This is a genomic window from Paractinoplanes atraurantiacus, assembly GCF_900215205.1.
GTDB lineage: Bacteria > Actinomycetota > Actinomycetes > Mycobacteriales > Micromonosporaceae > Actinoplanes > Actinoplanes atraurantiacus.
In genome coordinates, this window is record NZ_OBDY01000018.1 from 1 (window position 1) to 23,283 (window position 23,283).

Below are 23,283 nucleotides of genomic sequence, written 5' to 3' on the forward strand. Positions count from 1 at the left end.
CTCCACATCGGCGTCAGCGATCGTGCGGGGCCGCCCCGGGCGTGGCTCGTCCAGCAACCCTTCGAGCCGATCTGCGGCGAACCGGTTACGCCACTTAGTCACCGTGTTCCGGGAGACCCCGAGTTCCTCGGCGATCACCCCGTTCGGCGCACCGGCCGCATCCGCACAGGCCAGCACCACCCGCGACCGCATCGCAATCGCCTGAGCGCTCGACGGACGCCGTAACCAGGCAAGCAACTGCTCCCGCTCATCATCAGTGAGCACGATCGGCACAGCTATCGAGGACGGCATACCACCCACCGTACCCACTGACAACGATCTAACGACTCAGGACACTAGTGGGCCTCGCGCACGGTCAGGACGCCGGCCAGGTCGACGTCGGCCGACTGACCGCCGTAGCCGCTCTCGGAGATCAGGCGTGCACCGAAGACGGTGGTCCAGAAGGTGCGCGCCTCGATGGCGGCCGGACGGTCGATCACCCAGCCCCGGCGAGCGAGGACGTCGAGCAGATAGCGCTCGGCCTGGCGGAACAGCACGGACAGGCTCTGCTGGACCGAGGCGTGCAGTTCGGGCCGGAGCCGGCTGACCGCCATCGCGTGCACGGCGACGGGCACGGCGGGCAGGGCCAGCGCCGTACGGGCCAGCGCGATCCGGAACGACTCGGGTGTGCGCCGGCGCAGGCCGATCGGCTCCAGGCGCTGCGCCTGGTGGAGCAGGAGCCGGAACGCGGCCTCGACGAACAGGGCGTCCTTGGAGCCGAAGTAGTACGTGATCTGGTGCGGGTGGGCGCCGGCGGCGCCGGCGATGTCGGCCACGCTCACCGCGGCCAGGCCGCGCTCGGCGAACAGGTCCTCGGCTGTGCGCAGGATCGCATCGCGGGTGCGGCGGCCGCGTGCGCGTGGGGGCTCGGTCATAGTTGTACGCTATACAACTATGACGGATGTTGTGATCACCGGGCTGGGTGCGACCACCCCGCTCGGCGGGGATGTCGACTCGCTCTGGCAGGGCATGCTCGAGGGCCGCTCGGGTGTGCGGCGCATCGACGACGTGCTGGCCGGCTACGCCCACCTCGACGAGCTGCCGACCCGGATCGGGGCGCCGATGGCCGTCTCGCCCGACACGGTGCTCGAGCGGGTGCAGGCCCGCCGGATGGACCGCTGCCAGCAGGCGGCGCTGGTCGCGGCCCGGCAGGCCTGGTCCGACGCGGGCACGCCGGGCGTCGAGCCGGAGCGGCTGGCCGTGGTCATCGGCACCGGCATCGGCGGCGTCAACACGCTGCTCGACCAGGACGACGTGATCGAGGAGAAGGGCCCGCGCCGGGTCTCCCCGCTGACCGTGCCGATGATGATGCCGAACGGCGCCGCCGCGTGGATCAGCATCGAGCTCAAGGCCAAGGCCGGCGTCTACACGACCTCGGCCGCCTGCGCGTCCGGGGCCGAGGCGATCGCCCAGGGCGTGCGGCTGATCCGGTCGGGCGAGGCCGACGTGGTCATCGCCGGTGGCTCCGAGGCGTGCATCGCCCCGATCACGGTCGCCGGGTTCGCCCAGTCCCGCACCCTGTCCAAGCGCAACGACGAGCCGGAGCGGGCGTCCCGGCCGTTCGACGTCGACCGTGACGGCTTCGTGCTCGGCGAGGGCGCCGGGGTCGTGGTCCTGGAGCGGGCCGAGTTCGCCGCGGCCCGGGGCGCGCGGCCGGTGGCCCGGGTGGCCGGCTTCGGGGTGACCGCCGACGCGTACCACATCACCGGCCCCGAGCCGTCGGGCGAGGGACAGATCCGTGCTCTTCAGGCCGCGCTGCGCACGGCCGGCCTGGCCCCGGGCGACATCGACCACCTCAACTGCCACGCCACCTCGACCGTGGTCGGCGACGTGGGCGAGGTGGCGGCGATCCGGGCCGCGCTCGGCGACGACGTGGTGCTCACCGCGCCGAAGGGCGCGATCGGTCATCTGGTCGGCGCGGCCGGCGCGGTGGAGAGCATCATCACGGTGCTGTCGGTGGCCGAGGGGCTGATCCCGCCGACTCTGAACCTGGAGAACAAGGCGCCCGAGGTGACGCTCGACGTGGTCACCGGCGAGCCCCGCAAGCAGGCGATCAACGCGGCCATCTGCAACTCGTTCGGCTTCGGCGGCCAGAACGTGTCGCTGCTGTTCACCCCGGCCTAACCGGCCTCGCGGCGGGCCTTGGCCCGCCGCTTCCCCTCGTGCATGGCCTGCACGCGGGCGACCGGGATGGTGCGGCCCTCCTCGATGAGCCCGGCGTCGAGAGGCTGGGGAGCGGGCATGGCTTCGGCCCAGTCGTGCCCGCTCGCCAGCAGGCCCGGTGCGGTGTGGACGGTGAAGTCGGCGGGCGTCACGTCGTCGAGGTCGTCCCACGCGACCGGGAACGAGACGGGGACGCCGGGGCGCGCCCGGGGGCTGTAGGCGGCGGCCACCGTGGCGCCGCCCGAACGGGTGGCGTCGAGGAAGACCTTGCCGTGCCGGTCCTCGCGGATGAAGGCGGTCGTGGCCAGCTCGGGGTCGAGACGCTCGGCTCGCGCGGCCACGGCCCGGGTCGCCGCGGCGACCTCCTCGGCGTCGGCCTTGCCGTCGAGCGGGACGAAGACGTGCACGCCCTTGGAACCGCTCGTCTTCACCGCGCCCGCCATGTCGATCTCGGCCAGGGCGGCGCGGACGAGACGGGCGGCCTGCACGGCCTTGTGGAAGCCGTCGCCCTCCGGCGGATCCAGATCCATGATCAGGTGGGTCGGGTGGTGGTCGCCGGCGAGCATCAGCGCCGGGTGGTATTCGATGGCGCGCTGATTGCCGAACCAGAGCAGGGTCCGGCGGTCGTTGCACAGCGCGTACGTGATCTCGCGATGCGACGCCTCGGCCCACACCGCCGTCCGCGGCACCCAGTCCGGCGTGTATTTCGGCAGGTTCTTCTGCATGAACTTGTCCTGGCCGCGGAGCAGCCGGATCACCGACAGCGGGCGGTCGCGCAGCACCGGCAGCATGCGATCGCTGACCGCGTCGAGATAGTCGATCAGGTCGCGCTTGGTGGCGCCCGCGCCCTCGTACAACTCCTGATCGAGGTTGGTCAGCGTGACCCCGTCGCGTTCCTCGCCCTTGTCGGCCATGAGGCCATCGTGCCCCATCTTTAGCCGAGCTGGGCGATTCCGGCCGCCGGAAGAGCCATGAGCAGGGTGAGTACGACGTAAAGCCCACCCAGACCGAAACGGCCGTTCTTGGTGGCGAGGGCCGCGGCGGTGAACGGCAACGCGACGATCAGCACGGTGGCCAGGGTGAAGGCGCCGCCGGTGCCGGTGATCAGCCCGTACAGGACGACCAGCGGGACCACTACCAGCCAGGCCAGGGTGACCGCGATGATCCAGAGGTGGAGCGTCGTACGGCGTACGTCATCAGCCGGGTCTTTGTGCAGGGCGTAAGCCATGCGCGCGGCGAAGCCGTCGACGTCCTCGGTGGTCACGAACCAGAACCTTAGGGCCAACCGGGGCCGGGCGCTTCGCCCCGAATGGGTGAGAGACCAAACCTTCACCGGAACTTGTTGCTGGAGGCTTCCCGGCGTGCCTTTTGGTCGCGCCGGGAAGCCGTGCCGGGTTCAGCTCTTGACCGAGCCGGCCATCAGACCGCCGATGAACCAGCGGCCGAGCAGGACGTACACCACGAGGGTGGGCAGCGACGTGATCAGCGCGCCCGCCATCGAGGCCGCGTAGTCCGGCGACTGCGCGCCGGCCAGCGCGTTGAGCGCGATGGTGATCGGCCCGTTCCTGGTGTTCGACAGGAAGATCGCGAACAGGTAGTCGTTCCAGGCCGACGTGAACTGCCAGATCACCGTCACCACGAAGCCCGGGATCGAGATCGGCAGGATGATCCAGCCGAACGTGCGCAGCAGGCCCGCCCCGTCGACCCGGGCCGCCTCCACGAGCTCCTCCGGAACCGTGGTCGCGTAGTAGTTCCGGAAGATCAGCGTGCAGATCGGGATGCCGTAGACGCAGTGCACGAAGACCAGCGTCGGAATGCCGGGCGGGATGCCGATCGTCGTGACGATGTCGCGCAGCGGGATCATGACGGCCTGGTACGGGATGAACATGCCGAACAGGATCAGCGTGAACACCAGGTCGGCGCCGGGGAAGCGCCAGCGCGACAGCACGAAGCCGTTGGCCGCGCCGATCACCGACGAGATCAGGGCGACCGGGACGGCCAGCTCGAACGTGCGGATGAAGGACGCGTGCAGGGAGTCCCACGCCTTCTCCCACGACTTGAGCGTCCACGTCTCGGGCAGGTTCCACTGGCTCGTGACGCCGATGTCGGAGCCCGACTTGAAACTGGTCACGATCAGCACGTACATCGGCATCAGCACGATGATCAGGAAGAGCAGGACCAGCGCGTACTTGACGATCGAGCCCGGGCCGAAGGCTCGGCGCGGCTTGGTGCGCGGCTTGAGTTGCTCCAGCGCTTGCTGGGGTGCGGCGACGGCGGTCATGCGTTCTTCTCCGCCCGGTTGGTGTAGATCAGGTACGGGACGATGACGACCGCCACGAGCAGCAGCAGGATGATCGAGATCGCCGCGGCCTTGGCGTAGTCACTGGTCAGCAGCGTCTGCCAGACGTAGACGGCGGGCACCTCGGTGAGCCACTGCGGCCCCGAGACGCTCATGATCAGGTCGAACATCTTCATCGACATGTGCCCGAGGATGATCAGCGCGGAGAGCGCGACCGGCGTGAGCTGCGGGAAGATCACGTTGCGGTACAGCCGGTACGTGCTGGCGCCGTCCATGGCGGCCGCCTCGCGCAGCTCCTGCGGGATGCCGCGGAAGCCGGCCAGGAACAGGGCCATCACATAGCCGGAGAGCTGCCAGATGGCGGGCATCGCCATGGCGGCCATGCCCCAGTTCGGGTTGGTCCACCACTTGTTCTCGAGGAAGTCGAGGCCGAGCGCGCCGAACACGGCGTTCAGACCGCCCGCGTTCTCGCCCGTGTTCGGGTTCATCAGCCAGCGCCACACGACGCCCGAGGCCACGAAGGAAACTGCCATCGGGAACAGGTAGACCGTACGGAAAAAGCCCTCACCGCGAACGCCGCGCTCCAGCAGGAAAGCCCAGAGCAGGCCGAAGAACATCGCACCGACCAGGAACACCACCGTGAAGATCAGCAGGTTCTTCAGCGAGTGGGTGAAGCGGTCGTTGATGTCGTCGGTGAACAGCTTGGTGTAGTTCTCCAGGCCGACGAAACCCTTCGAACCCAGGGCGTTGTGCTCGTCGGAGACGGAGACCTTCGTGGTCCAGGCGATCAGGCCGTACACGAAGACGGCGAGCAGGATGAGCGAGGGGGAGAGCAGGAGCAGTCCCGGTCCCCACTGCCGGAGTCGGCGCATAAGGGCTCCTTGCAGGCGAAGGCGGGGCGGCTTCTCGCCGCCCCGCCCCAGATCTCTACTTCTTGACGAACTGCTGCGCGGCCGAGGCCAGGGCCTTCTGCAGCGCGGCGGCGTCCTGGTTGGTCGAGAACGCGCCGAGGGCCGAGTTGGCCGCGCCCTGCCAGCCCTGCGAGCAGGCCGAGCCGTGGGCGCAGGACGGGACCTGGGTCGCCGACTTCCAGTCGGCCATGGCGGCCTGCTGGTACTTGGGGTAGTCGGTGGGGTTCGCGTCCGTACGGGCCGGGATCGAGCCCTTCTTGGTGTTGAACGCCTTCTGGCCCTCGGCCGAGCCGACCGTCTTGAGCCAGCACTTGGTGCCGTCGGCGTTCTTGGCGCCCTTCGGCAGCACGAACGAGTCGGCGAGCCACTGGAAGGTGGTGCCGTTGCCCGGGAAGGTGAAGTAGCCGTAGTCGGTGAACTTCTTGGCGTCCAGGTCGGCCGCCTCCCAGTCACCCATCAGCTGGTACGCGGCCTTGCCGTCCATGACCAGCTTCTCCGCGTCCGTCCAGTCGAGGGCGTCGCGGTCGGTGTTGGTGTAGGTGAGCAGCTTCTTGAAGTCGTCGATCGACTTGGTGACGCCGGCGTCGTTCCAGTCGGTGCTGCCGTTCCACAGGCCGGTGAACTTCTCGGGGCCCAGGTCGGTGATCAGGACCGACTCGAACAGCATCAGCTGCGTCCAGTCCTTGCCGATGGCGAGCGGCGCCTTGATGCCCTTGGCCTTGACCTTGTCGAGGTCGGCGAAGAAGCCGGCCAGGTCGGTCGGGTCCTTGGTGATGCCGGCGTCGGCCACGACCTTCTTGTTGGTCCAGACCACGTTGGCGCGGTGGATGTTGGCCGGCACCGAGTAGATCTTGCCGTCGACCGTCAGGTTGTCGATCAGGCCCTTGGGGAACGCCTGCTTGAGGCCCCACGAGTCGTAGTCGGCGCTGATGTCCTCGACCTGACCGGCGTTGATGTAGTCCTGGAGCTCGGCGCCGGCGTGCGCCTGGAACGTGTCCGGCGGGTCGCCCTGCTGGAGCCGGGACGCGAGCACCGACTTGGCGTTCGCGCCGGCGCCACCGGCCACGGCGCCGTTCTCGAAGGTCTGCCCGGCGCACGCGGTGCCGAACTGGGCGACGAGGCCGTCGAGGCCGGCCTTCTCACCGCCGTCGGCCCACCACGTGAAGACTTCGACCTTCTTGGAGCCGGAGTCGCCGCCACTGTCGTCACTGGACCCACAGGCCGTGGCCGTCAGGAGCGCGGCGACACTGACGGCCGCCACGGCAGCCCGTCGAGTGAAGCGCATAGTTGTCTCCCATCGAGATATTGACATCGTTGTCACACGATTCGGGAGTACGGTGCCGCCTGAGCGCACAGGTGTCAACGACTGTTTCCGTGTCGTTACGTGCGAACACTGTGGATAGATGATCGTCTACCGCGGAGGGCGCTCGCCCGACCCTCTAGCAATGATGGATGTCGAAATAACGATCGTGCGAGCGGGCCCGGTGTGGCCACTGATCCGCTCATGCGCGAGCCGGGCCGCCTCCCGCCCGAGGGCGGTCATGTCGTGGGCGACAACGGTCGTGCCGAGCACGTCGGCCAGGTCGAAGTCGTCGAAGCCGACCAGTGCAGGCTGCTCCCGGATGTCCCGCATGCCGCGCAGGGCGCCGGTGGTCAGCCGGTTGTTCGTCGTGAAAATCGCGGTGGGCGGAGGGTCAAGGGCCAAGAGTTCCTGTACGGCGTGTTCGGCGTGCCGCACATCGTGCACGTCGGTGCGGACATACGGCTCCCACTCGTTGTTGCCCGCGGCGTGCATCGCCTTGACGAAGCCGTCGATGCGCCCTTTCTGCGGCGCCATCCGCTTGAGATCGGCGACGAGCGCGATCTTCCGGTGCCCGCGGCCCAGCAGATGCTCGGCGGCCGACCGGGCACCACCCGCGTTGTCTATCAACACGGCGTCCGCGGCCAGCCCGTCCGGCGGCCGGTCGAGAAAGACGAAGGGCACACCACGGTTGCCCTCGATGGACAAGTATTCGTGGTCGCTGCCGCTGGGAATGACGAGAAGAGCCCGCACCCGCCGTTCGAGAAAGGCGTCGACAAGGCTCCGCTCGAGGGCGGCGTCCTCATCGTTGTTGGCGGTGATCAGCAGAAGCCCGTGCTGGCGAAGCTCCCGCTCGATCCCACTGGCCACGGCCGAGTAGAACGGGTTGGTCAGATCACCGCTGACCAGCCCGACAAGAGCCGACGTGGCCCCGCGCCGCAGCTCCCGGGCGATCCCGTTGAGCCGATAGCCGAGCAGGTCGGCCGCGTCGAGCACCCGCCGCCCGGTCGAGGGCGCCACGTTGGGCTCCCGGTTGAGAGCACGCGACGCCGTCTTGAGGCTGACCCCCGCAAGCTCCGCGACCTGGGTCAACGTAGGCCGGCGCACACTCGCATCGTCGGCGGACATAGCGCTCCGAGCCTCTCAACCAGCGGGGACGCCCCAGTATGACATCGACACAGGTGCGATCCACCGTCCCAAGACCCCCGACTCACCCCCACGACCTCCCACACCACCCTTTCCGCCCCCAGGTTCCACCTCCGCGCCCCCGCCTTCCGCCCCCGCCTTTCGCCTCCGCGCGGCCTCGCCTTCCGACGACCAGCGGCGCGCCGGCGAGCGGTGTTCCGGCGTCTGCAGATGAGCGTTGCTCACTCCCTCTTTTGCAAGCGCGCGACGATCTCGGCGGGGGTGAGGTCGCGGTCGTTTTCGGGGTCGTCGTCGGCCAGGCGGGTGGAGGCTACGTCGGCGAAGACGGCGGCCATCGCGGCGAACAGATCAGGACTCAACCCCGCCTCGGCCTGGGTGGCGGACACCTCGCGCATCTCGTCGACGTAGCGATGCGCCTTGGTCGCGGCCCGAGCGACGCCGTCGCTGTCGGCCAGCCCGTTGCGCGCGAGATCGTCCACCACGGCATCGAGCACACCGTGCGCGCCGGCCGTGCGCATCGCCTGGGTGAGCAACCCCATCAATCCTTTGTAGACGCTTCCGGTGCACATCTTGAGCGCGCTGGCCGCCCCGACCCGATCACCGAGCACGACCGGCTCGACCATCCCCGCCCACGGCAGCCCGGCGATGATGGCGGCATCGGGCCCGGACAGATAGATCCGAGCCCCCGGCTTGACGCTGGGCGGCGGCCCCGAGATCGACCCGTCGACGACCCTCACCCCATCGAGCTCCCGCGCCACCCGCCCCATGGTTCCCGGCGACACAGCGTTGAGGTCGGCCACAACCAGCCCCGGCCGCCTACCGCCACCGGTGGCGGCGATGGAACGGGCGGCGTCGACGGCGGCGGCCGGTGGGGTGACGGAGAGGACTACGTCGGCGGCGGCCAGGGCGTCGGCGAGGGTGGGGAGGATTTCGAGGCCGGCCGACTCGGCCAGGCGGCGGGAGCGCTCGGAGCGGCCCTCGAGCGTGGTGACGACGCGGGCGCCGCCGGTGAGCAGGGCGGCGCCCAGGCCCGAACCCATGAAACCCGCGCTGACGATGGCAACGGTCGGCATCGAAGGACCCCTCTTCATTGATCGCTCAGGTGGCTGACAGGTCCAACCTAGGTCGGCTTGGTTGGCTGCTTCGAGCGGACGGCCGGTGACCTGGGCATACCGAACCCAGCCGGGGTCGTCGGCCGCCCGCTGCGGATGACTCCCGCCTTCGGCCTCCCAACACACCCGAAGGCGGGCCCGCGGCCGTGCCCCGCACCGGCTCACACCGCGCCGACCCGGGTCGCGCGGGCACGGCCCCGAAAATCAATCACCGGCCCGGCCGCCGCACCAGGGCCGTCTCGCCGACCCCGGCCGAGGCGTTATGTCGGGCGCGATGAGGTGGTGTCGCCGAAGCTTCAAGTCGGCCCGATGTGTCGCCGATCTGGTCGAAATGTCATGCCGGGCCACCGTTGGAGCGGGTCGTTACGCCAGTCTTGGTAGGTAGGCCGACCAGACCTTCTTGGGGACGACCATGCGCCAGGCGTCGAGTACCAGCTCGGTCATGCGTTGCTCGTCGAGAGGGTCCATCCAGGCCTGGACCCAGTTGAAGCGCATGTCGGACTCTCGGGGCAAGTGGAAGATCTTCGGCTCGGAGGCGACCAAGGCGGCCCGCTCCTCTTTGGGGAAGCCGAAACCCATGACTGTCTCGTCGCGGGAGAACGCCACGTAGACGATTTTGCCCACGCGGAACTTGACCCGGTCGTTTATCAGGTGCTCTGAGCTGCGGGGCAGGTCGCGCGCTACCTGCCGCACGTCGTCGACGGTGACCATGTGAGGACCCTACGGCGGGGGTGTGACACTTTCGGGGCGCTGAAAGATCAGGAGCGGCGGGGCTTCGGGACCGACAAGGGAGTGGTCGGTTCCTCGGGCAGCGGCTTGTTGTCGGGGACCTTCGCGCGGAAGACGCGGTCGGGTGGCAAGAGGTACGTCTTGGCCTGTACGAGTTCGTCCGGGACCGTGTGCCGCCCGGACGGCCTGGGTTCGGGTGCGCCGGCGGCGGGCGCCGGCGGCGGCGCGGGGCCCAGCATCGGAGCCGGGACGGGTGCTGTGTCCTGTTCGGGAACGGCCGGGCGAGGGTTGGGGAACGGCTGGTAGGTCACCCCGCCTACCGCGGCCGGTTCCACCCGCACGTGGGGCGGCGGAGGCGGTGGCACAGGAAAGCTGCCTTGGGAAGGTGCCACCGGTGGGCCCGCAGCTGGACGGGCCGCCGCTTGAGGTGCCGCGGCTCGAGGAACCCCCAAGGAAGGCGGCGCCACGAAAGGGCTTCCCACGGGCGGCGCCGTCATGGAAGGGCTTCCCACGGGCGGCGCCGTCATCGATGAGGGAGCAGCTTGGGAAGGGGCGGCCGGCTCGTTTGCGGCGGCGCGTGGGGGAGCGGGGCGGAACGGGCGGTTCGAGGCTTTCTCGTAGCCCTCCCGGTAGGCCTCTTCGCGGTCGTGTACCGACTGGCGTTTCTGGTGGGACCGGCCGGCCGCGTAACCGCAGCACGCGAAGAAGACGGCCACGAGAATGAAGATCAGCACTGAGTCGCCGGGCGCGGTCATGTACTGATTCTGACTAAAAGGATAGACCGGAAGCTATGGCCCGTTTGACGTACCCCATTCGAATTAACTGGAAGGCTCAACCATCAGCGCCGCCGCGCACGCCCGGACCTCCGCCGCGAACAGCGCCGGCTGCTCGAACGCCGCGAAATGCCCGCCGCGCCGGCTCGTTCCAGTAGCGGATGTCGGTGAAGCGCTGTGAAGCCCATCGCCGCGACGGCCGCGGGTTCTCCTTCGGGAAGATCGAGCACCCGGTCGGCACGGAAACCGTTTCGCCGCCGCCCGACCGGAACAGTTTCTGCACCTCGCCGAAACTCTCCCAATAGAGCCGCGCCGCCGACGCCCCCGTTCCCGGCAGCCAATACATCATCAGATTGTCCAGCAGTTGATCGCGGGTCAGAGGATCCCCGTCGGCCTCGAAGTCGTAGCCGGAAGCCCAGTAGTCGCACAGCTCCCGCGTATAAGACAACGGCGTCCCCTGCTCCCACCGGTGAAGGCTCCGGCCGCCGCGGCCGCCCCCGGAGATCGCCGATCGCCGCGGCGTCGAACGGCACCGAGAACGGCGTGATCATCGGGGTGGTCCCGCCGCGATCCGTTCGCGGATCTGCGCCATCCGTTCGGCGCTGTGATGTGGCATCTCCCACCGGGTTTCCATCCACCACGTGCAGCCCGCCTCTTCCCAGGCCGCGACGTCCGCCCCCGGCGTCTCCCCTTCCGCGATCACGTCGACCGTGGCGGCGGCGCCGTGGGAAAGCAGCCAGGCTCGCATCTCCCGTACGGACGCGGGCGTCATCTCCCCGCCCGGCACCACGCCGTCGCACTTCAGCACCCGCCGCATCGACTTGGGCCGCGGCCACACACCGACCACCCAGATCGGGATCCGCTCCTGGACGGGCCGCCCGGTGATCGCGAGATCGTTCCGCTCGACCGCGTACTGATAGTGCTGCCCGGAATAGTGGGACTCGCCGGCCCATAACGCCCGGATCAGGTCGATGCCCTCGTCCATCATCGACGCCCGTACCCGCAGGTCGGTCTCCTCGCCCGTCAGCGGAAGATCCGTCGTCAGCGCCCCCACACCCACCGTGAGGATCGCCCGCCCGCCGGAGAGCTGATCGAGCGTGGCCACCTGGCTCGCCACCTTCCAGGGCCGTCGCCACGGCAAAGGCGTCAACATCGTTCCCAGCCGTACGCGAGAGGTCGCCACCGCCATCGCCGACAGCAGACCCCAGGCGTCGACCCCGTACGCCGCCTCCCAGACGAAGACGCCGTCCCAGCCCGCCTGTTCCGCGAGCACTGCCTGCTCCAACTGCTCGGCCGCCGTGCCGCCGGGCAGGATCACCGCGTACCTGATGAGTCAGCCTCCGATCGTCTCCCCGGCCGCCACCGCCTCCTGGAGGCCGCGGGCGGCCAGACGGTCGGCCCGCTCGTTCTCCGGGTGGCCGGCGTGGCCCTTCACCCAGTGCCACTGCACGTCGTGCCGGCGGACCGCCTCGTCCAGGCGCTGCCACAGGTCGACGTTCTTGACCGGCTGCTTGGCCGACGTCTGCCAGCCGTTCGCCTTCCAGCGGGGCAGCCATTTCGTGATGCCGTCGCGTACGTAAATGCTGTCGGTGTAGAGCTTGACCGTCATCGGCGCCCGGTTGAGCGTCTCCAGCGCCCGGATCGGCGCCATCAGCTCCATCCGGTTGTTCGTCGTCGAGTCGGCGGAGCCGCCGCACAGGTCCTTCTCCTTGGCGCCGTACCGCAGCACCGCGCCCCACCCGCCCGGTCCGGGGTTGGGCGCGCAGGCCCCGTCGGTGTAGATCTCCACCACGCTCATGCCAGCACCTTATTAGCCCGCGAAGGCCGGGACGTAAGGTAGGGAAGTTGCGCTGAGTGAGGGTGTGCGGTTTTGACTGACGACGCGGTCCAGGTACGGGACGTGGTCGTGCGCTACGGCGACACGACCGCGGTCCACGGTGTGTCGCTGACCGTGCCCCGTGGCCGGGTTCTCTCGCTGCTCGGGCACAACGGCGCCGGCAAGACCAGCCTGCTTCAGGTGTGCGAGGGCTTCCGCCGGGCCGACGGCGGTCAGGTGCGGGTGCTCGGGCTCGATCCGATGGACGACCACGACGAGCTCATGCCGCGTCTGGGCATCATGCTCCAGTCGGGCGGCGTCTACCCGTGGGCCACGGCCGGTGAGATCCTGCGGCTTTTCGCCTCGTTCGCGGCCCAGCCGCTCGACGTCGACATGCTGCTCGACCGTCTGGGCCTGAGGCGCTTCGAGCGTACGAGGTTCCGGCGGCTCTCCGGCGGCGAGCAGCAGCGGCTTTCCCTGGCCATCGCGCTGGTCGGCCGCCCCGAGCTGGTCTTCCTGGACGAGCCGACGGCCGGCATGGACACCGAGGCCCGCCACACCACCTGGGAGCTGATCGAGGAGTTGCGCGCCGACGGCGTGTCGGTGCTGCTCACCACGCATCTGCTCGACGAGGCCGAGCGGCTGGCCGACGAGGTCGTCATCATGCGCAACGGCCTGGTCGCCGCGACCGGCACGCCGGCCGAGCTGACCGCCGCGGCCGGCATCGACCTTCTGGAGGTGCGGGCCGAGCCGGGGCTGGTTCCCGGCGACCGCCTTTCTCCTCTCAAGGTCACCGAGACAAGCCCGGGTGAGTACGCCGTCACGGGCGCCCTCGACGCGGCGACCATCGCCGAGGTGCTCGGCTGGTTCGCCGGCGTGGGCGCCACGGTCACCTCGCTGAACACGCGCCGGCGCACCCTCGAAGACGTCTACCTGGCCCTGACCAAAGCGGAAGCTTATCGATGAGTACCTTCGCACCGGCTCCGGGCCGGGCTCCCATGCGCACCGTGCTGTCCAGCCAGATCAAGATGGAGCTGGTGCTGACCGCCCGGCGCGGCGAGGCCGTCGTGCTCGCCATGGGCGTGCCGCTGCTGGTGCTGCTCGGCGCCGGCCTCACCAAGGTCACCAACGTGCCGGGCGACGACCGGCTGGCCTTCGTGGTACCGGGGGTGCTCGCGCTGACCGTGATGTCGACCGCCTTCACCGGCCAGGCCATCACCACCGGTTACGAGCGCAGCTACGGCGTACTCAAAAGACTCGGCGCCTCGCCGCTGAGCCGTCCCGGTCTGCTGTTCGCCAAAACCGCCGCCGTGCTCGGCCTGATCGTTCTCCAGCTGCTGGTGCTGGCCGTGGTCGGCGTCGCGGTCGGCTGGCGCCCGCACTTCGGGCAGATCCTTCCGGCGCTCGGCATCACCGTGCTCGCCACCGCGGCGTACAGCGGCCTGGCCCTGCTTCTGGCCAGTGTCCTGCGGCCGGAGACCACGACCGCCGCCGCCACCCTGATCTATGTTCTGATGCTCGCCGCCGGCGGCATCATGTTCGCCGCGCCCGACCTGGGCACGTTCGGCTGGTTCGTGCTGCCGCTGGCCGCGCACGCCGAGGCGCTGCGGGCCACGCTCTCGCACGACGCGCCGATCCCGCTGTCGATCTGGCTGAGCCTGGCCCTGTGGGCCGTCGTCTTCGTGACCGCCGCCGCCCGCAAGTTCAAATGGGAGTGAGTGTCTGTCCACCGATCGGTTGACACCTACTGACGGCCACCCGGTCGTTCCGGAGAGGCGACGGGAACAGCCACTATCAATGGCATGAACGCCATTGAAGTACGGGGGCTTCGCAAGTCCTACCGCGGCCAGGAAGTCGTCCGCGGGATAGATCTCGAGGTGGCCCGGGGCGAGGTGTTCGCTCTGCTCGGCCCGAACGGCGCCGGCAAGACGACGACCACCGAGATCCTCGAGGGGCATCGCAGGCGGGACGGCGGCGACGCGAGCGTGCTCGGCGCCGACCCGGCCACGGGGGGCCGGGAGTGGCGGGCCCGGATCGGCATCGTGCTGCAGGACGCCGACGACGCGGCGGACCTTTCCGTCGCCGAGATGGTGCGGCACATCGCCGGCTTCTATCCGGGCCCGCGCCCGGCGGCCGAGGTGATCGAGCTGGTCGGCCTGACCGCCAAGAGCAAGAGCCGCATCCGGTCGCTCTCCGGCGGTCAGCGCCGCCGCCTCGACGTCGCGCTCGGCATCGTCGGACGGCCCGAGCTGCTGTTCCTGGACGAGCCGACCACCGGGTTCGACCCGCAGGCGCGGCGGCAGTTCTGGGACCTGATCCGGGAGCTGGCCGCCGAGGGCACCACGATCCTGCTCACCACCCACTACCTGGAGGAGGCGGAGGCGCTGGCCGACCGGCTGGCCGTGCTGGCCGACGGCCGGATCCTGGCCGAGGGCACGCCGACCACCCTGGGCGGCGGAGCGCAGACCACCAAGGTGACGTGGCGCGACAACGGCGTACTCAAAGAAGAGCAGGTGACCGACCCGACCGAGCTGATCCGCAAGCTGGTCGCCACCGAGGCCGACCTGCGCACGCTGACCGTCACGCGGCCCACCCTCGAAGACATCTACCTGAACCTCATCAAGGGGGACAAATGAGCACGGCCACCATGGGGTTCAGCCGCGGGCACGTCGAGGTGCTGATGTTCCTCCGCGACCGCACCGCGGTGATCTTCACCTTCGCCTTCCCGGCGATGCTGCTCCTGCTCTTCGGCACGATCTTCGGCGACCAGTACACCGACGCCGGGGTCAGCGCCAGCAACGTCTTCTCGGCCAGCATGATCGCGTACGGCATCCTCTCCACCGCCTTCGTCACGATGGGCGCGGGCCTGGCCATGGACCGCGAGGACGGCACCCTGAAGCGGTTGCACGGCACACCGATCACCGCTACGTCGTACGTCCTCGGGAAACTGATCCTGGTCTTCGCCCTCAGCGTGGCCGAGGTGATCCTGCTGGTCGGCGTGGGCGCGCTGGTCTTCGACATGCCCCTGCCGGACGCGAGTCACTGGCTGACCTTCACCTGGCTGTTCCTGCTGTCGGTGATCACGTGCTCGCTGCTCGGCATGGCGGTCAGCGGCATCGTCAAGCACGCCCGCACGGCCGGCGCGATCCTGAACGTGCCCGTGGTGGCGCTCCAGTTCATCTCGGGCGTGTTCATCTACCCGGTGACGCAGCTGCCGTCGTGGCTGATCAACGTCGCGGCGATCTTCCCGGTGAAGTGGATGGCGCAGGGTTTCCGCTACGTGTTCCTGCCCGACGTGATGAAGGACCAGGAGCCGGCCGGCCAGTGGGAGCTGGGTCGCATCGCCTTGGTGCTGGGCGCCTGGTGTGTGATCGGATTGGTTCTGTGCCTGCTGACCTTCCGCTGGAGCCGCGACAAGTGACCTCCACCGAGGTTCACAACAGCTACCCCGGGGCTTGGGAGACCTTCCTCGGGGTGGTCACGGCGGTCGTCTCGCTTGCGGTCTTCTTGTCGTACGGCTTCTCGCTGTGGCAACGCCTCGTCGCGATCGGGGCGGTCGCCGCCATCGTGGTCCTGCACCTGGTGTGGGGCCGCGCGGTGATTCGCGGCGAGCGCGGCAACGTGCCGTTGCTGGCGGCCGAGCTGGCCCTGTTCGCGGTCGCCATCGTGACCGTGCCGGTGATGAACTGGCTGCTCTTCGCCATGATCCCGCTGATCTTCCAGATGGTCCACCTGCGCGCGGCCGTCATCGCGATCGTGGCGATCGTCCTGGTCCCGCCGGTGGCCGACCTGTTCCTGCGCCCCCAGCAGATCATCGCCGACCTGATCATCGCGGTCATCTCGGCCGCCTCCGGCATCTGGCTCGGCTTCTGGATCACCCGGGTGATCGAGCAGAGCATCGAGCGCCGCCAGCTGATAGCCGACCTGGAGGCCAGCCGCACGGAGATCGCCCGCCTGTCCCGGGAGGCCGAGCGCACCCACCTGGCGGCCGAGATCCACGACACGCTGGCGCAGGGCTTCACCAGCATCATCACCCTGCTCCAGTCGGTCGACCCGGCGCTGCGCGACGAACGCCTGGCCCTGGCCGTCCGCACGGCGAAGGAAAACCTGGCCGAGGCGAGGGCCCTGGTCGGGGCGCTGTCACCCTCGCCGTTGGCTTCGGCTTCACTGCCCGAGGCCGTACGGCGTCAGGCGTCCCGATTCGCCGAGGAGTCGGGAGTGCCGGCCACCTTCCGCACGAGCGGCGACGAGCGAACCCTCCCGACGGCGGTCGAGGTGGTGCTGCTCCGCGCGGCCCAGGAGGCGCTGACCAACGTACGGCGTCACGCCGAAGCCAACGAGGCGTCGGTGCTCCTGGCGTACACGCCGTCGTGCGTGCGCCTGGTGGTCCGCGACGACGGCCAAGGCTTCGTCCCGTCATCAGCGGACGGCTTCGGCCTGTCCGGCATGCGCCAGCGGGCCACCCAGATCAACGGCGACCTGCGGGTCCGCAGCACCCCCGAGGCGGGCACGACGATCGAGCTGGAGGTCCCCGCATGATCCGCATAGTCCTGGTCGACGACCATCCCGTGGTCCGTCACGGCTTGCGGGGAATGCTGGAGAGGGAGCCGGACCTGACGGTGGTGGGCGAGGCGTCATCGGGCCCGGAGGGCGTGGCGACGGCGTTGGCCCTGCACCCCGACATAGTCCTGATGGACTTGCGCATGCCCGGCGGCGACGGCGTGACCGCCACCGAACAGATCACGGCCAAGTCCACCGGCATCCGCGTCCTGGTCCTGACCACCTACGAATCCGACCGCGACATCCTCCGGGCCATCGAGGCCGGCGCCGGCGGCTACCTGCTGAAAGACGCGTCCCCGTCCGAGCTGGCCGACGCGGTCCGGGCGGCGGCCCGAGGCGAAACCGTGCTGGCCCCCAGCGTCGCCTCCACATTGGTCCGCCAGGTCCGCAAGCCACCCCCACCGGCCTTGTCGGCCCGGGAGACGGAGGTCCTGCGCTTGGTGGCAAAGGGCCTGACAAACGCCGACATAGGCCGCACGCTTTACATCTCCGAGGCCACGGTGAAGACCCACCTGCTACGAACCTTCACCAAGCTCGACGTCACCGACCGCACAGCCGCGGTAACCACAGCCATGGAACACGGCTTGCTCTGACCCGCCCCGCGGTCCCGGGGTGTCGCGCTTGTTCACCTCAGGCCTCGCGGTGGGCGGGTGGTCGGTCTGCTCGCCGCGGGGTCGGGGCGCGCTGGGACCCTGGCTTGCGGTGGGCGGGTGGTCGGTCTGCTCGCCGCGGAGCGCCGGGATCCCCGGCTTGCGCTGAGCAGATTCTTCGCAGCTATCTTCTTTGGCGTGGCTCCTCCTATCGCCATCTCCTGCTTCTGCTCTGTATCTTTCACCCTTTCGGTCCGCGGGTAAAGGGCGTCGCGCGGGAATTTCGCTGCGGTGGATGTGGTGAGGGAAGTTCCGAATTTGGCATGATCGGAAATGATTTGCGGATGGAATTTCTGGGCGGATGGCGGGATAATCAGTCATGCGTTACCGGCAGCTTGAACGATCCCCTTGAAGCAAATTGAAGCCGTGCGCGATCGCACGCTTGCGCGTAATCGATCGCCCGAGAAGGATGAGTTTCGCCGTGAGCGCGAGCGTCACCGGAGGTGCGGGCTAGCTCAGCGCCACGGCTTCAAGCTTCGATGTTGACGGCCTGAGCAGGAACGGCCCGCGCGACAGCCGGCCGAGGTCCGACAGGGCCTGAGCTCCGGCAGCGCGGAGGTCCGGCAGCGCGGAGGTCCGGCAGCGCGGAGGTCCGGCAGCGCGGAGGTCCGGCAGCGCGGAGGTCCGGCAGGGTCTGAGCTCCGGCAGGGTCTGAGCTCCGCGCCGAGGTCCGGCGGCGCCCAATTCGACGGGCGACCGCGAGAGCGGTGGCTTTCGGAATCCGCGGGCCCAGGCGCGCAGCCGGCAGAGCTCGACGTTGGGCGCGCCGATTGACGTGACAATTCTGTCATTGACGTCAAAGGTAAGTTTGGTGGATGGGTGTCCGTCTTTCAGCGTTCGTCTTTCAAGGGCTGAATGTCTTCCTTGCGCCTGACTCGACATTACCGCCGCGCCCTGAATGATAGCAATCCCGGCCGTCGGAATGGTGTCCCCTCGCCTCGGAAGCGCGCCCTTGTCGTTCGTTGTGCCGATGAGCTCCCACTCTCACAGCAACCCCCAAGGAGCCGCACAGGTCAGGGCGAGGGGGAACCCGCAACGTTGTTGAGGTGTCAAGCAATCACACGTTAGGGGGCTTGGGATGAAGCGGGAGACCGGACTGCGGCGCACCGCGCTGCTCACCGGCGTTCTGGTGGCGGCGTCGGCGGTGGGGACCGCGGCCGTGGCCGTGGCTGCTTACGCGTCGGACGACAGCCAGCAGACGACCACCACCGTCACCACCACTGACAATTCGGACACGACGACCGATGACTCACCGTCGCTGTCGACTGATCAAGGGAACACTGATCAAGGGAACAATGATCAAGGCAGCAGTGGCGCCACCTCGGGAGGCTCCTGATGCCTCTCGTCGAGACCCTTCCGGTCGGCGCCGACACCGCACAGTGGAGCGTCTGGGGCACCGTGGCCCGCGTCGTCGTCACTGATCCCGCCGCCACCGATGACGCGGCCGCCGTCGTCCGGGAGGAGCTGGCCGCCGTCGACCTCGCCTGCAGCCGCTTCCGTGCCGACTCCGAGCTGCGGCAGGTCACGCCGGGCCGCGCCGTCGAGGTCAGCCCGCTGCTGGCCGAGCTCGTCGCCGCCGCCCTGCGGGCCGCCCGTGAGACCGGCGGTGATGTCGATCCGACCGTGGGTGCCGCCCTCTGCGGCCTCGGCTACGACCGGGACTTCGCCGCCATCACCGGCCGCCGGGTCGCTCCGGCCGTCCGGGTCTTCGCCGCGCCCGACTGGCGCGCGGTTCGGCTGCGCGACGGCTACCTGAGTGTGCCCCTCGGTGTGCTTCTCGATCTGGGCGCCACGGCCAAGGCGGTTGCCGCCGACCGCTGCGCCGCCCGGGTCTCCGAGCGGCTCGGCGTGGGTGCGATGGTCGCGCTGGGCGGCGACATCGCCACGGCCGGGCCGGGTCCGGACGGCGGGTGGCGGGTTCTGGTTCAGGACAAACCCGGAGACCCTTCCCATGCCGTACGCCTGCCGCCGGGCTCGGCGATCGCAACGTCGAGCACCGCCAGTCGCACGTGGGGACATCTGCACCACATCCTCGACCCGCGCACCGGCCTGCCCGCCCCTCGCGTGTGGCGCACGGTGACCGTCGCCGCCGGCTCGTGCTTGCGGGCGAACACCCTGACCACGGCCGCGATCGTCCGCGGCCGGCGGGCCTCGAGCCTGCTCCGCGGCGTGCCGAGCCGGCTGGTCACCCCGGAGCTCGACGTCGTGCGGCTGGGCGGGTGGCCTTCGTGAGCGACGCCCTCTGGTATTTCGCGCGGGGCAGCGGCGTCGTGTCGCTGGTTCTGCTGACCGTCGTGGTCGCGCTGGGCATCGGAGCCCGATCCGGCCGTACGGCGTTCAATTTGCCCCGCTTCGCCGTGAACCTGTTGCACCGCAACGCCGCCCTGCTGGCCGTCGTGTTCCTGGTGCTTCACGTGGTCAGTCTGCTCTTCGACCCGTACGCCCAATTGAGGCTCTTTGACCTGGTCCTGCCGTTTGCCGGCAACTATCGGCCGCTCTGGCAAGGTCTGGGCACGCTCGGCCTCGACCTGATGATCGCGATCGTGGTGACGAGCCTGCTGCGGCACCGCATCGGCGCCCGGGCCTGGCGCGCCGTGCACTGGCTGGCCTATCTGTGCTGGCCGGTGGCGCTGCTGCACGGCCTGGGCGCCGGATCGGACAACGGCACCGTCTGGCTGTGGGCGATCTCGATGGTCTGCGTGGCCGTGGTGCTGGCCGCCGTGATCTGGCGGCTCACCCCCCACTTCACCCGTTTCCCGCAGCGCGCCGAGCGCAAGGTCGCCGAGCGGCTGCGCCCCTTGGAGGAGGTCCGATGACCGTTTTCGCGGAGGCGCACACGGGCGCCGTGCAACGTAGGCTGCTCGCCGACGGCGACCACGGCCCGCTGCCCACCCCGGACGCCGCCCAGCTGGTCGGCATGGCCCGCGACGCCGGCCTGACCGGTCGCGGCGGCTCCGGTTTCCCGTTGTGGCGCAAGCTCAACGCCGTCATCGCCTCCGGCCGCCCACCCGTGATCATCGCGAACGGCGCCGAGGGCGAACCGGCCTCGGGCAAGGACAAGGCGCTGCTCGCCTACCAGCCCCACCTGGTCCTGGACGGTCTGCAACTGGTGGCCCGCGCGGCCCGGGCGTCGACCGCTCACCTGTACGTCCCGAGGCCGTCCGCCCTGCGGGCCGTGCTGGCCGCCCGCCGCGACCCGATCCCGGTCACCCTGGTCGCCGCGCCCGACGCGTTCGTGTCGGGGGAGGAGTCGGCGGTGGCGTCCGCGGTCGCCGGTCGCGGAGCGGTGCCGGCCGACAAGCTGACCCGCCTGCCCGACACGGGAACCCTCGTGCAGAACGTCGAGACGCTGGCCCACCTGGCGATGATCGCCCGTTACGGCGCCGGCTGGTTCCGGGCGGCCGGCACGTACGACGAGCCCGGCACCTTCCTGGCCACGGTCAGCGGCGCGGTGGCCGCACCCGGTGTGCTCGAGGCGGGCTACGGCGTGACACTGGGTTCGCTGATCGCCGCCGCGGGCGGCCCGGCCGGGGCGTTGTCGGCGGTCCTGGTCGGCGGCTATCACGGCGCCTGGGTTCCGGCCGACCCGGAGTTGCCGATCAGCCGGGCGGCGCTGGCCCCGTTCGGGGCGTCACCGGGCGCCGGCGTGGTGATGGCCCTGCCGAGCGGCGCCTGCGGCTTGACGGAGAACGCCCGCATCGCCGGATGTCTGGCCGGCCAGTCCGCCGGCCAGTGCGGCCCGTGCGTCAACGGCCTCCCCCGCCTGGCCGCGACGCTGGCCGACCTGGCCGCGTTCCGCTCCCGCCCCGGCCTGCCGGCCGAGGTCGACCGCCTGACCCGCCTGGTGACGGGCCGCGGCGCCTGCCGCCACCCCGACGGCACGGCCCGCCTGATCGCCAGCGCGATGCGTGCCTTCTCAGCAGACGTGGCGGCCCATTTGTCCGGCCGCTGCCTGGCCACTTCCGGCCGCTTCTTGACGACGGAGGCCCGCGCATGACCCGCGCGCACACCTGTCCCGGCCGCTTCCCGACGCCTTCCGGCCGCTTCCCGACGCCTTCCGGCTGCTTCCTGGCGACCTCCGGCCGCTTCCCGACGACAGAGGCCCTCGCATGACCCGCCTGCACATCGACTGGACCGCCTGCGACGGCCGCGGTCTCTGCGCCGAGCTTCTCCCCGAACTGCTGGCCGAGGACGACTGGGGTTTCCCGATCGCCCGTGACGGCAGCCCGTCACCCGCCGTACCCGGCCCGCTGGAGCCCGCCGCCCAGCGCGCCGTCGACCGCTGCCCCGCTCTGGCCCTGCGCCTGCTCCGCGACACGCGGTGATTCGCCCGAGTTGTGGCGGGTCTTTACGATCAGCCGATGGCACGGGTGGTGCGCCTGGTTCTGGCGATGCTGATCAGCGCTGTCGCGCTGACCGGGGTGGTCCGGCTGGTTGCGCCCGCTGACGGTGATTCGGGCGTACGCCGGCAATTGGCCTTTCTGAAGCACGAGCTCGAGTCCGGCGCGGCCGAGGAAGCGCAGACCCAGTTTCCCGAGGGCTTCTTCTTCATGTACGCCCTCTATGGGCTCACCGCGGCCGACCTGAACGAGATCGACGAGGCTCGGTGGGCGCTGGAAAAGCTCGAGTCGGAGGCCGGGCGTGCGCCCTTCGGCGGCGACATGTCCTTGCCGTACGGCGTCTTCTACCGTGGCTGGACCAACTGGCTGCGCGGCGGCATCCTCATGCGGCAGCCTTCCGCCCAGCGCGACGCCGCGGAGCTCCGCCGCTTCGAGGACGACTCGGCCGCGATCGCCGCCGCCTTCGACGCGTCGCCGACGCCGTTCCTCGTCTCCTATCCGGGCCGGGCCTGGCCGGTCGACTCGACCGTGGCCATGGCCTCGCTGCGCCTGCACGACAAGCTGCTCACCCCGGCCTACGACACGACGGTGATCCGCTGGGTGGCCAACGTGCGGGCCCGCCTCGACCCGGCGACCGGCCTGATGCCGCACACGGCCGACGCCGACACCGGCGAGCCCACCTCGGGCGCGCAGGGCACGTCGCAGAGCATCATGCAGCGCTTCCTGCCCGAGATCGACCCGGAGTTCGCCCGGCAGCAGTACGGCTTGTTCCGCACCGAGTTCCTGTCGGCGCCCCTCGGCATCGGCCCGACCGTGCGCGAACACCCCAACGGCACCGACGGCCCGTCGAACGTCGACTCCGGCCCCCTGGTCCTCGGCGTGAGCCTCTCCGCCACGGTGGTCACCATCGGCGCGGCCAAGCTCCAGGGCGACGATTCCCTGGCCGACGGCCTGGCCAACTTCGGCGAGGTCGCCGGCCTGCCGATCTCGACCCCGTGGACCAAGAGGTACGCCTTCGGCGCCGCCCCCATCGGCGACGCATTCCTGGCTTGGTCGAAATCAGCCCGTCCCTGGGTCTTTGAGCCGCCTTCGCCGTCAAAGCGCGAGATATCCCATTTCTGGCGCCTGCCTTTGCTGGTCTTCTTTTTGGCCCTAGGAACCGCTCCGTGGCTGGTAGAAGCCGCGCGGCGTCGGCGCTCTTCGATGCTGTGATGCGCGGCTTAGGCCGATTTAAGCCGAAAAAAGCATTCCGCCGTTAACGGGGGGATACGCCGGTTAGATTACGGAAGGCGCGACCTCTCGCGTTGCTCAGACCGGCTTGGCCGGTCCCTCCGAACCGCCCTCAGGTGCGGTGCCCGAACAGGCAAACCCGTCGCAAGGCGGGGACGCAAAGCCAGGGGCCTCCCCCGACGGAGGCAGCCCAGCCGCCGAAGGAGAAAGAAAGA

General features: G+C 69.8%; 27 protein-coding genes and 1 riboswitch. Of the genes, 13 read left to right on the forward strand and 14 right to left on the reverse strand.

Annotation, left to right across the window (positions count from 1 at the left end; genetic code table 11):
• Positions 1–291, reverse strand: a 291-nt coding sequence (locus tag CRP55_RS31740) for a helix-turn-helix domain-containing protein (protein ID WP_143235029.1), incomplete at its 3' end; no start/stop codon positions are given.
• 44 nt (positions 292–335) lie between these two features.
• Entirely contained in the window at positions 336–914 is a 579-nt protein-coding gene (locus CRP55_RS31745; protein ID WP_097324870.1) for a TetR/AcrR family transcriptional regulator, read from the reverse strand.
• Between the two features lie 19 nt (positions 915–933).
• Between CRP55_RS31745 and CRP55_RS31750 the strand changes: the two genes are divergently transcribed.
• Positions 934–2,163, forward strand: a complete 1,230-nt coding sequence (locus tag CRP55_RS31750; RefSeq protein WP_097324872.1) for a beta-ketoacyl-[acyl-carrier-protein] synthase family protein — start codon at positions 934–936, stop codon at positions 2,161–2,163.
• Here CRP55_RS31750 and ligD read toward each other — a convergent pair.
• The 12 genes from ligD to rnhA all read right to left on the reverse strand — a co-directional run bounded on the left by ligD (position 2,160) and on the right by rnhA (position 12,270).
• On the reverse strand, positions 2,160–3,116 hold the full coding sequence (gene ligD / locus CRP55_RS31755) for a non-homologous end-joining DNA ligase (protein WP_097324874.1): 957 nt from the start codon (positions 3,114–3,116) through the stop codon (positions 2,160–2,162). The genes CRP55_RS31750 and ligD overlap by 4 nt on opposite strands.
• 20 nt (positions 3,117–3,136) lie before the next feature.
• Positions 3,137–3,466, reverse strand: coding sequence for a hypothetical protein (locus CRP55_RS31760; RefSeq protein WP_097324876.1), 330 nt, complete (start codon positions 3,464–3,466; stop codon positions 3,137–3,139).
• Positions 3,467–3,598: 132 nt separating this feature from the next.
• Complete coding sequence (locus CRP55_RS31765; protein ID WP_245923530.1) at positions 3,599–4,354, reverse strand: carbohydrate ABC transporter permease; 756 nt, start codon at positions 4,352–4,354, stop codon at positions 3,599–3,601.
• 125 nt (positions 4,355–4,479) lie between these two features.
• Entirely contained in the window at positions 4,480–5,373 is an 894-nt protein-coding gene (locus CRP55_RS31770; protein WP_097324880.1) for a carbohydrate ABC transporter permease, read from the reverse strand.
• Positions 5,374–5,428: 55 nt separating this feature from the next.
• Positions 5,429–6,697 carry an ABC transporter substrate-binding protein gene (locus CRP55_RS31775; RefSeq protein WP_097324882.1) on the reverse strand — a complete coding sequence of 423 codons (1,269 nt, stop codon included), beginning with the start codon at positions 6,695–6,697 and terminating at the stop codon, positions 5,429–5,431.
• Positions 6,698–6,823: 126 nt separating this feature from the next.
• Positions 6,824–7,819, reverse strand: coding sequence for a LacI family DNA-binding transcriptional regulator (locus CRP55_RS31780; RefSeq protein WP_245923510.1), 996 nt, complete (start codon positions 7,817–7,819; stop codon positions 6,824–6,826).
• Between the two features lie 260 nt (positions 7,820–8,079).
• Positions 8,080–9,135, reverse strand: coding sequence for an NAD(P)-dependent oxidoreductase (locus CRP55_RS31785; protein ID WP_438865830.1), 1,056 nt, complete (start codon positions 9,133–9,135; stop codon positions 8,080–8,082).
• A 198-nt stretch (positions 9,136–9,333) separates the two neighbouring features.
• Complete coding sequence (locus tag CRP55_RS31790) at positions 9,334–9,681, reverse strand: MmcQ/YjbR family DNA-binding protein (protein ID WP_097324888.1); 348 nt, start codon at positions 9,679–9,681, stop codon at positions 9,334–9,336.
• 47 nt (positions 9,682–9,728) lie between these two features.
• Positions 9,729–10,010, reverse strand: coding sequence for a hypothetical protein (locus CRP55_RS31795; protein ID WP_097324890.1), 282 nt, complete (start codon positions 10,008–10,010; stop codon positions 9,729–9,731).
• Between the two features lie 520 nt (positions 10,011–10,530).
• Positions 10,531–10,920, reverse strand: coding sequence for a hypothetical protein (locus CRP55_RS31800; protein ID WP_218854749.1), 390 nt, complete (start codon positions 10,918–10,920; stop codon positions 10,531–10,533).
• A gap of 99 nt (positions 10,921–11,019) precedes the next feature.
• A complete protein-coding gene (locus CRP55_RS31805) occupies positions 11,020–11,790 on the reverse strand; it encodes an LLM class flavin-dependent oxidoreductase (protein ID WP_245923511.1) in 771 nt (256 codons plus the stop codon).
• Between the two features lie 15 nt (positions 11,791–11,805).
• Positions 11,806–12,270, reverse strand: coding sequence for a ribonuclease HI (gene rnhA, locus CRP55_RS31810; RefSeq protein ID WP_097324894.1), 465 nt, complete (start codon positions 12,268–12,270; stop codon positions 11,806–11,808).
• Between the two features lie 72 nt (positions 12,271–12,342).
• On the opposite strand from rnhA, the gene CRP55_RS31815 reads away from it, so the two are divergent.
• The 12 genes from CRP55_RS31815 (at position 12,343) to CRP55_RS31870 (ending at position 23,050) form a co-directional block, all read left to right on the forward strand.
• On the forward strand, positions 12,343–13,254 hold the full coding sequence (locus CRP55_RS31815) for an ABC transporter ATP-binding protein (RefSeq protein ID WP_097324895.1): 912 nt from the start codon (positions 12,343–12,345) through the stop codon (positions 13,252–13,254).
• The gene (locus CRP55_RS31820; RefSeq protein ID WP_097324897.1) at positions 13,251–14,006 is read left to right on the forward strand and encodes an ABC transporter permease; all 756 of its coding nucleotides are present in this window, start codon (positions 13,251–13,253) and stop codon (positions 14,004–14,006) included. The genes CRP55_RS31815 and CRP55_RS31820 overlap by 4 nt, the downstream gene beginning before the upstream one ends.
• Before the next feature lie 84 nt (positions 14,007–14,090).
• The gene (locus tag CRP55_RS31825; RefSeq protein ID WP_179855409.1) at positions 14,091–14,924 is read left to right on the forward strand and encodes an ABC transporter ATP-binding protein; all 834 of its coding nucleotides are present in this window, start codon (positions 14,091–14,093) and stop codon (positions 14,922–14,924) included.
• Positions 14,921–15,709, forward strand: a complete 789-nt coding sequence (locus CRP55_RS31830; protein ID WP_097324899.1) for an ABC transporter permease — start codon at positions 14,921–14,923, stop codon at positions 15,707–15,709. Before CRP55_RS31825 ends, CRP55_RS31830 begins: the two co-directional genes overlap by 4 nt.
• Positions 15,706–16,827, forward strand: a complete 1,122-nt coding sequence (locus CRP55_RS31835; protein WP_245923512.1) for a sensor histidine kinase — start codon at positions 15,706–15,708, stop codon at positions 16,825–16,827. The genes CRP55_RS31830 and CRP55_RS31835 overlap by 4 nt, the downstream gene beginning before the upstream one ends.
• Entirely contained in the window at positions 16,824–17,441 is a 618-nt protein-coding gene (locus CRP55_RS31840) for a response regulator (RefSeq protein WP_097324901.1), read from the forward strand. The genes CRP55_RS31835 and CRP55_RS31840 overlap by 4 nt, the downstream gene beginning before the upstream one ends.
• Before the next feature lie 1,135 nt (positions 17,442–18,576).
• Positions 18,577–18,834: a lipase chaperone gene (locus tag CRP55_RS31845; protein WP_097324903.1), complete on the forward strand. Its 258-nt coding sequence runs from the start codon at positions 18,577–18,579 to the stop codon at positions 18,832–18,834.
• The gene (locus CRP55_RS31850; protein WP_097324905.1) at positions 18,834–19,730 is read left to right on the forward strand and encodes an FAD:protein FMN transferase; all 897 of its coding nucleotides are present in this window, start codon (positions 18,834–18,836) and stop codon (positions 19,728–19,730) included. The genes CRP55_RS31845 and CRP55_RS31850 overlap by 1 nt, the downstream gene beginning before the upstream one ends.
• On the forward strand, positions 19,727–20,314 hold the full coding sequence (locus CRP55_RS31855) for a ferric reductase-like transmembrane domain-containing protein (RefSeq protein WP_245923513.1): 588 nt from the start codon (positions 19,727–19,729) through the stop codon (positions 20,312–20,314). The genes CRP55_RS31850 and CRP55_RS31855 overlap by 4 nt, the downstream gene beginning before the upstream one ends.
• Positions 20,311–21,495, forward strand: a complete 1,185-nt coding sequence (locus tag CRP55_RS31860; RefSeq protein ID WP_097324909.1) for an NADH-ubiquinone oxidoreductase-F iron-sulfur binding region domain-containing protein — start codon at positions 20,311–20,313, stop codon at positions 21,493–21,495. Before CRP55_RS31855 ends, CRP55_RS31860 begins: the two co-directional genes overlap by 4 nt.
• A gap of 112 nt (positions 21,496–21,607) precedes the next feature.
• The gene (locus CRP55_RS31865; RefSeq protein ID WP_097324912.1) at positions 21,608–21,823 is read left to right on the forward strand and encodes a ferredoxin; all 216 of its coding nucleotides are present in this window, start codon (positions 21,608–21,610) and stop codon (positions 21,821–21,823) included.
• Between the two features lie 36 nt (positions 21,824–21,859).
• Positions 21,860–23,050: a hypothetical protein gene (locus tag CRP55_RS31870; RefSeq protein ID WP_143235031.1), complete on the forward strand. Its 1,191-nt coding sequence runs from the start codon at positions 21,860–21,862 to the stop codon at positions 23,048–23,050.
• A gap of 140 nt (positions 23,051–23,190) precedes the next feature.
• Positions 23,191–23,270, forward strand: a riboswitch (cyclic di-GMP riboswitch).
• Positions 23,271–23,283: the final 13 nt, after the last annotated feature.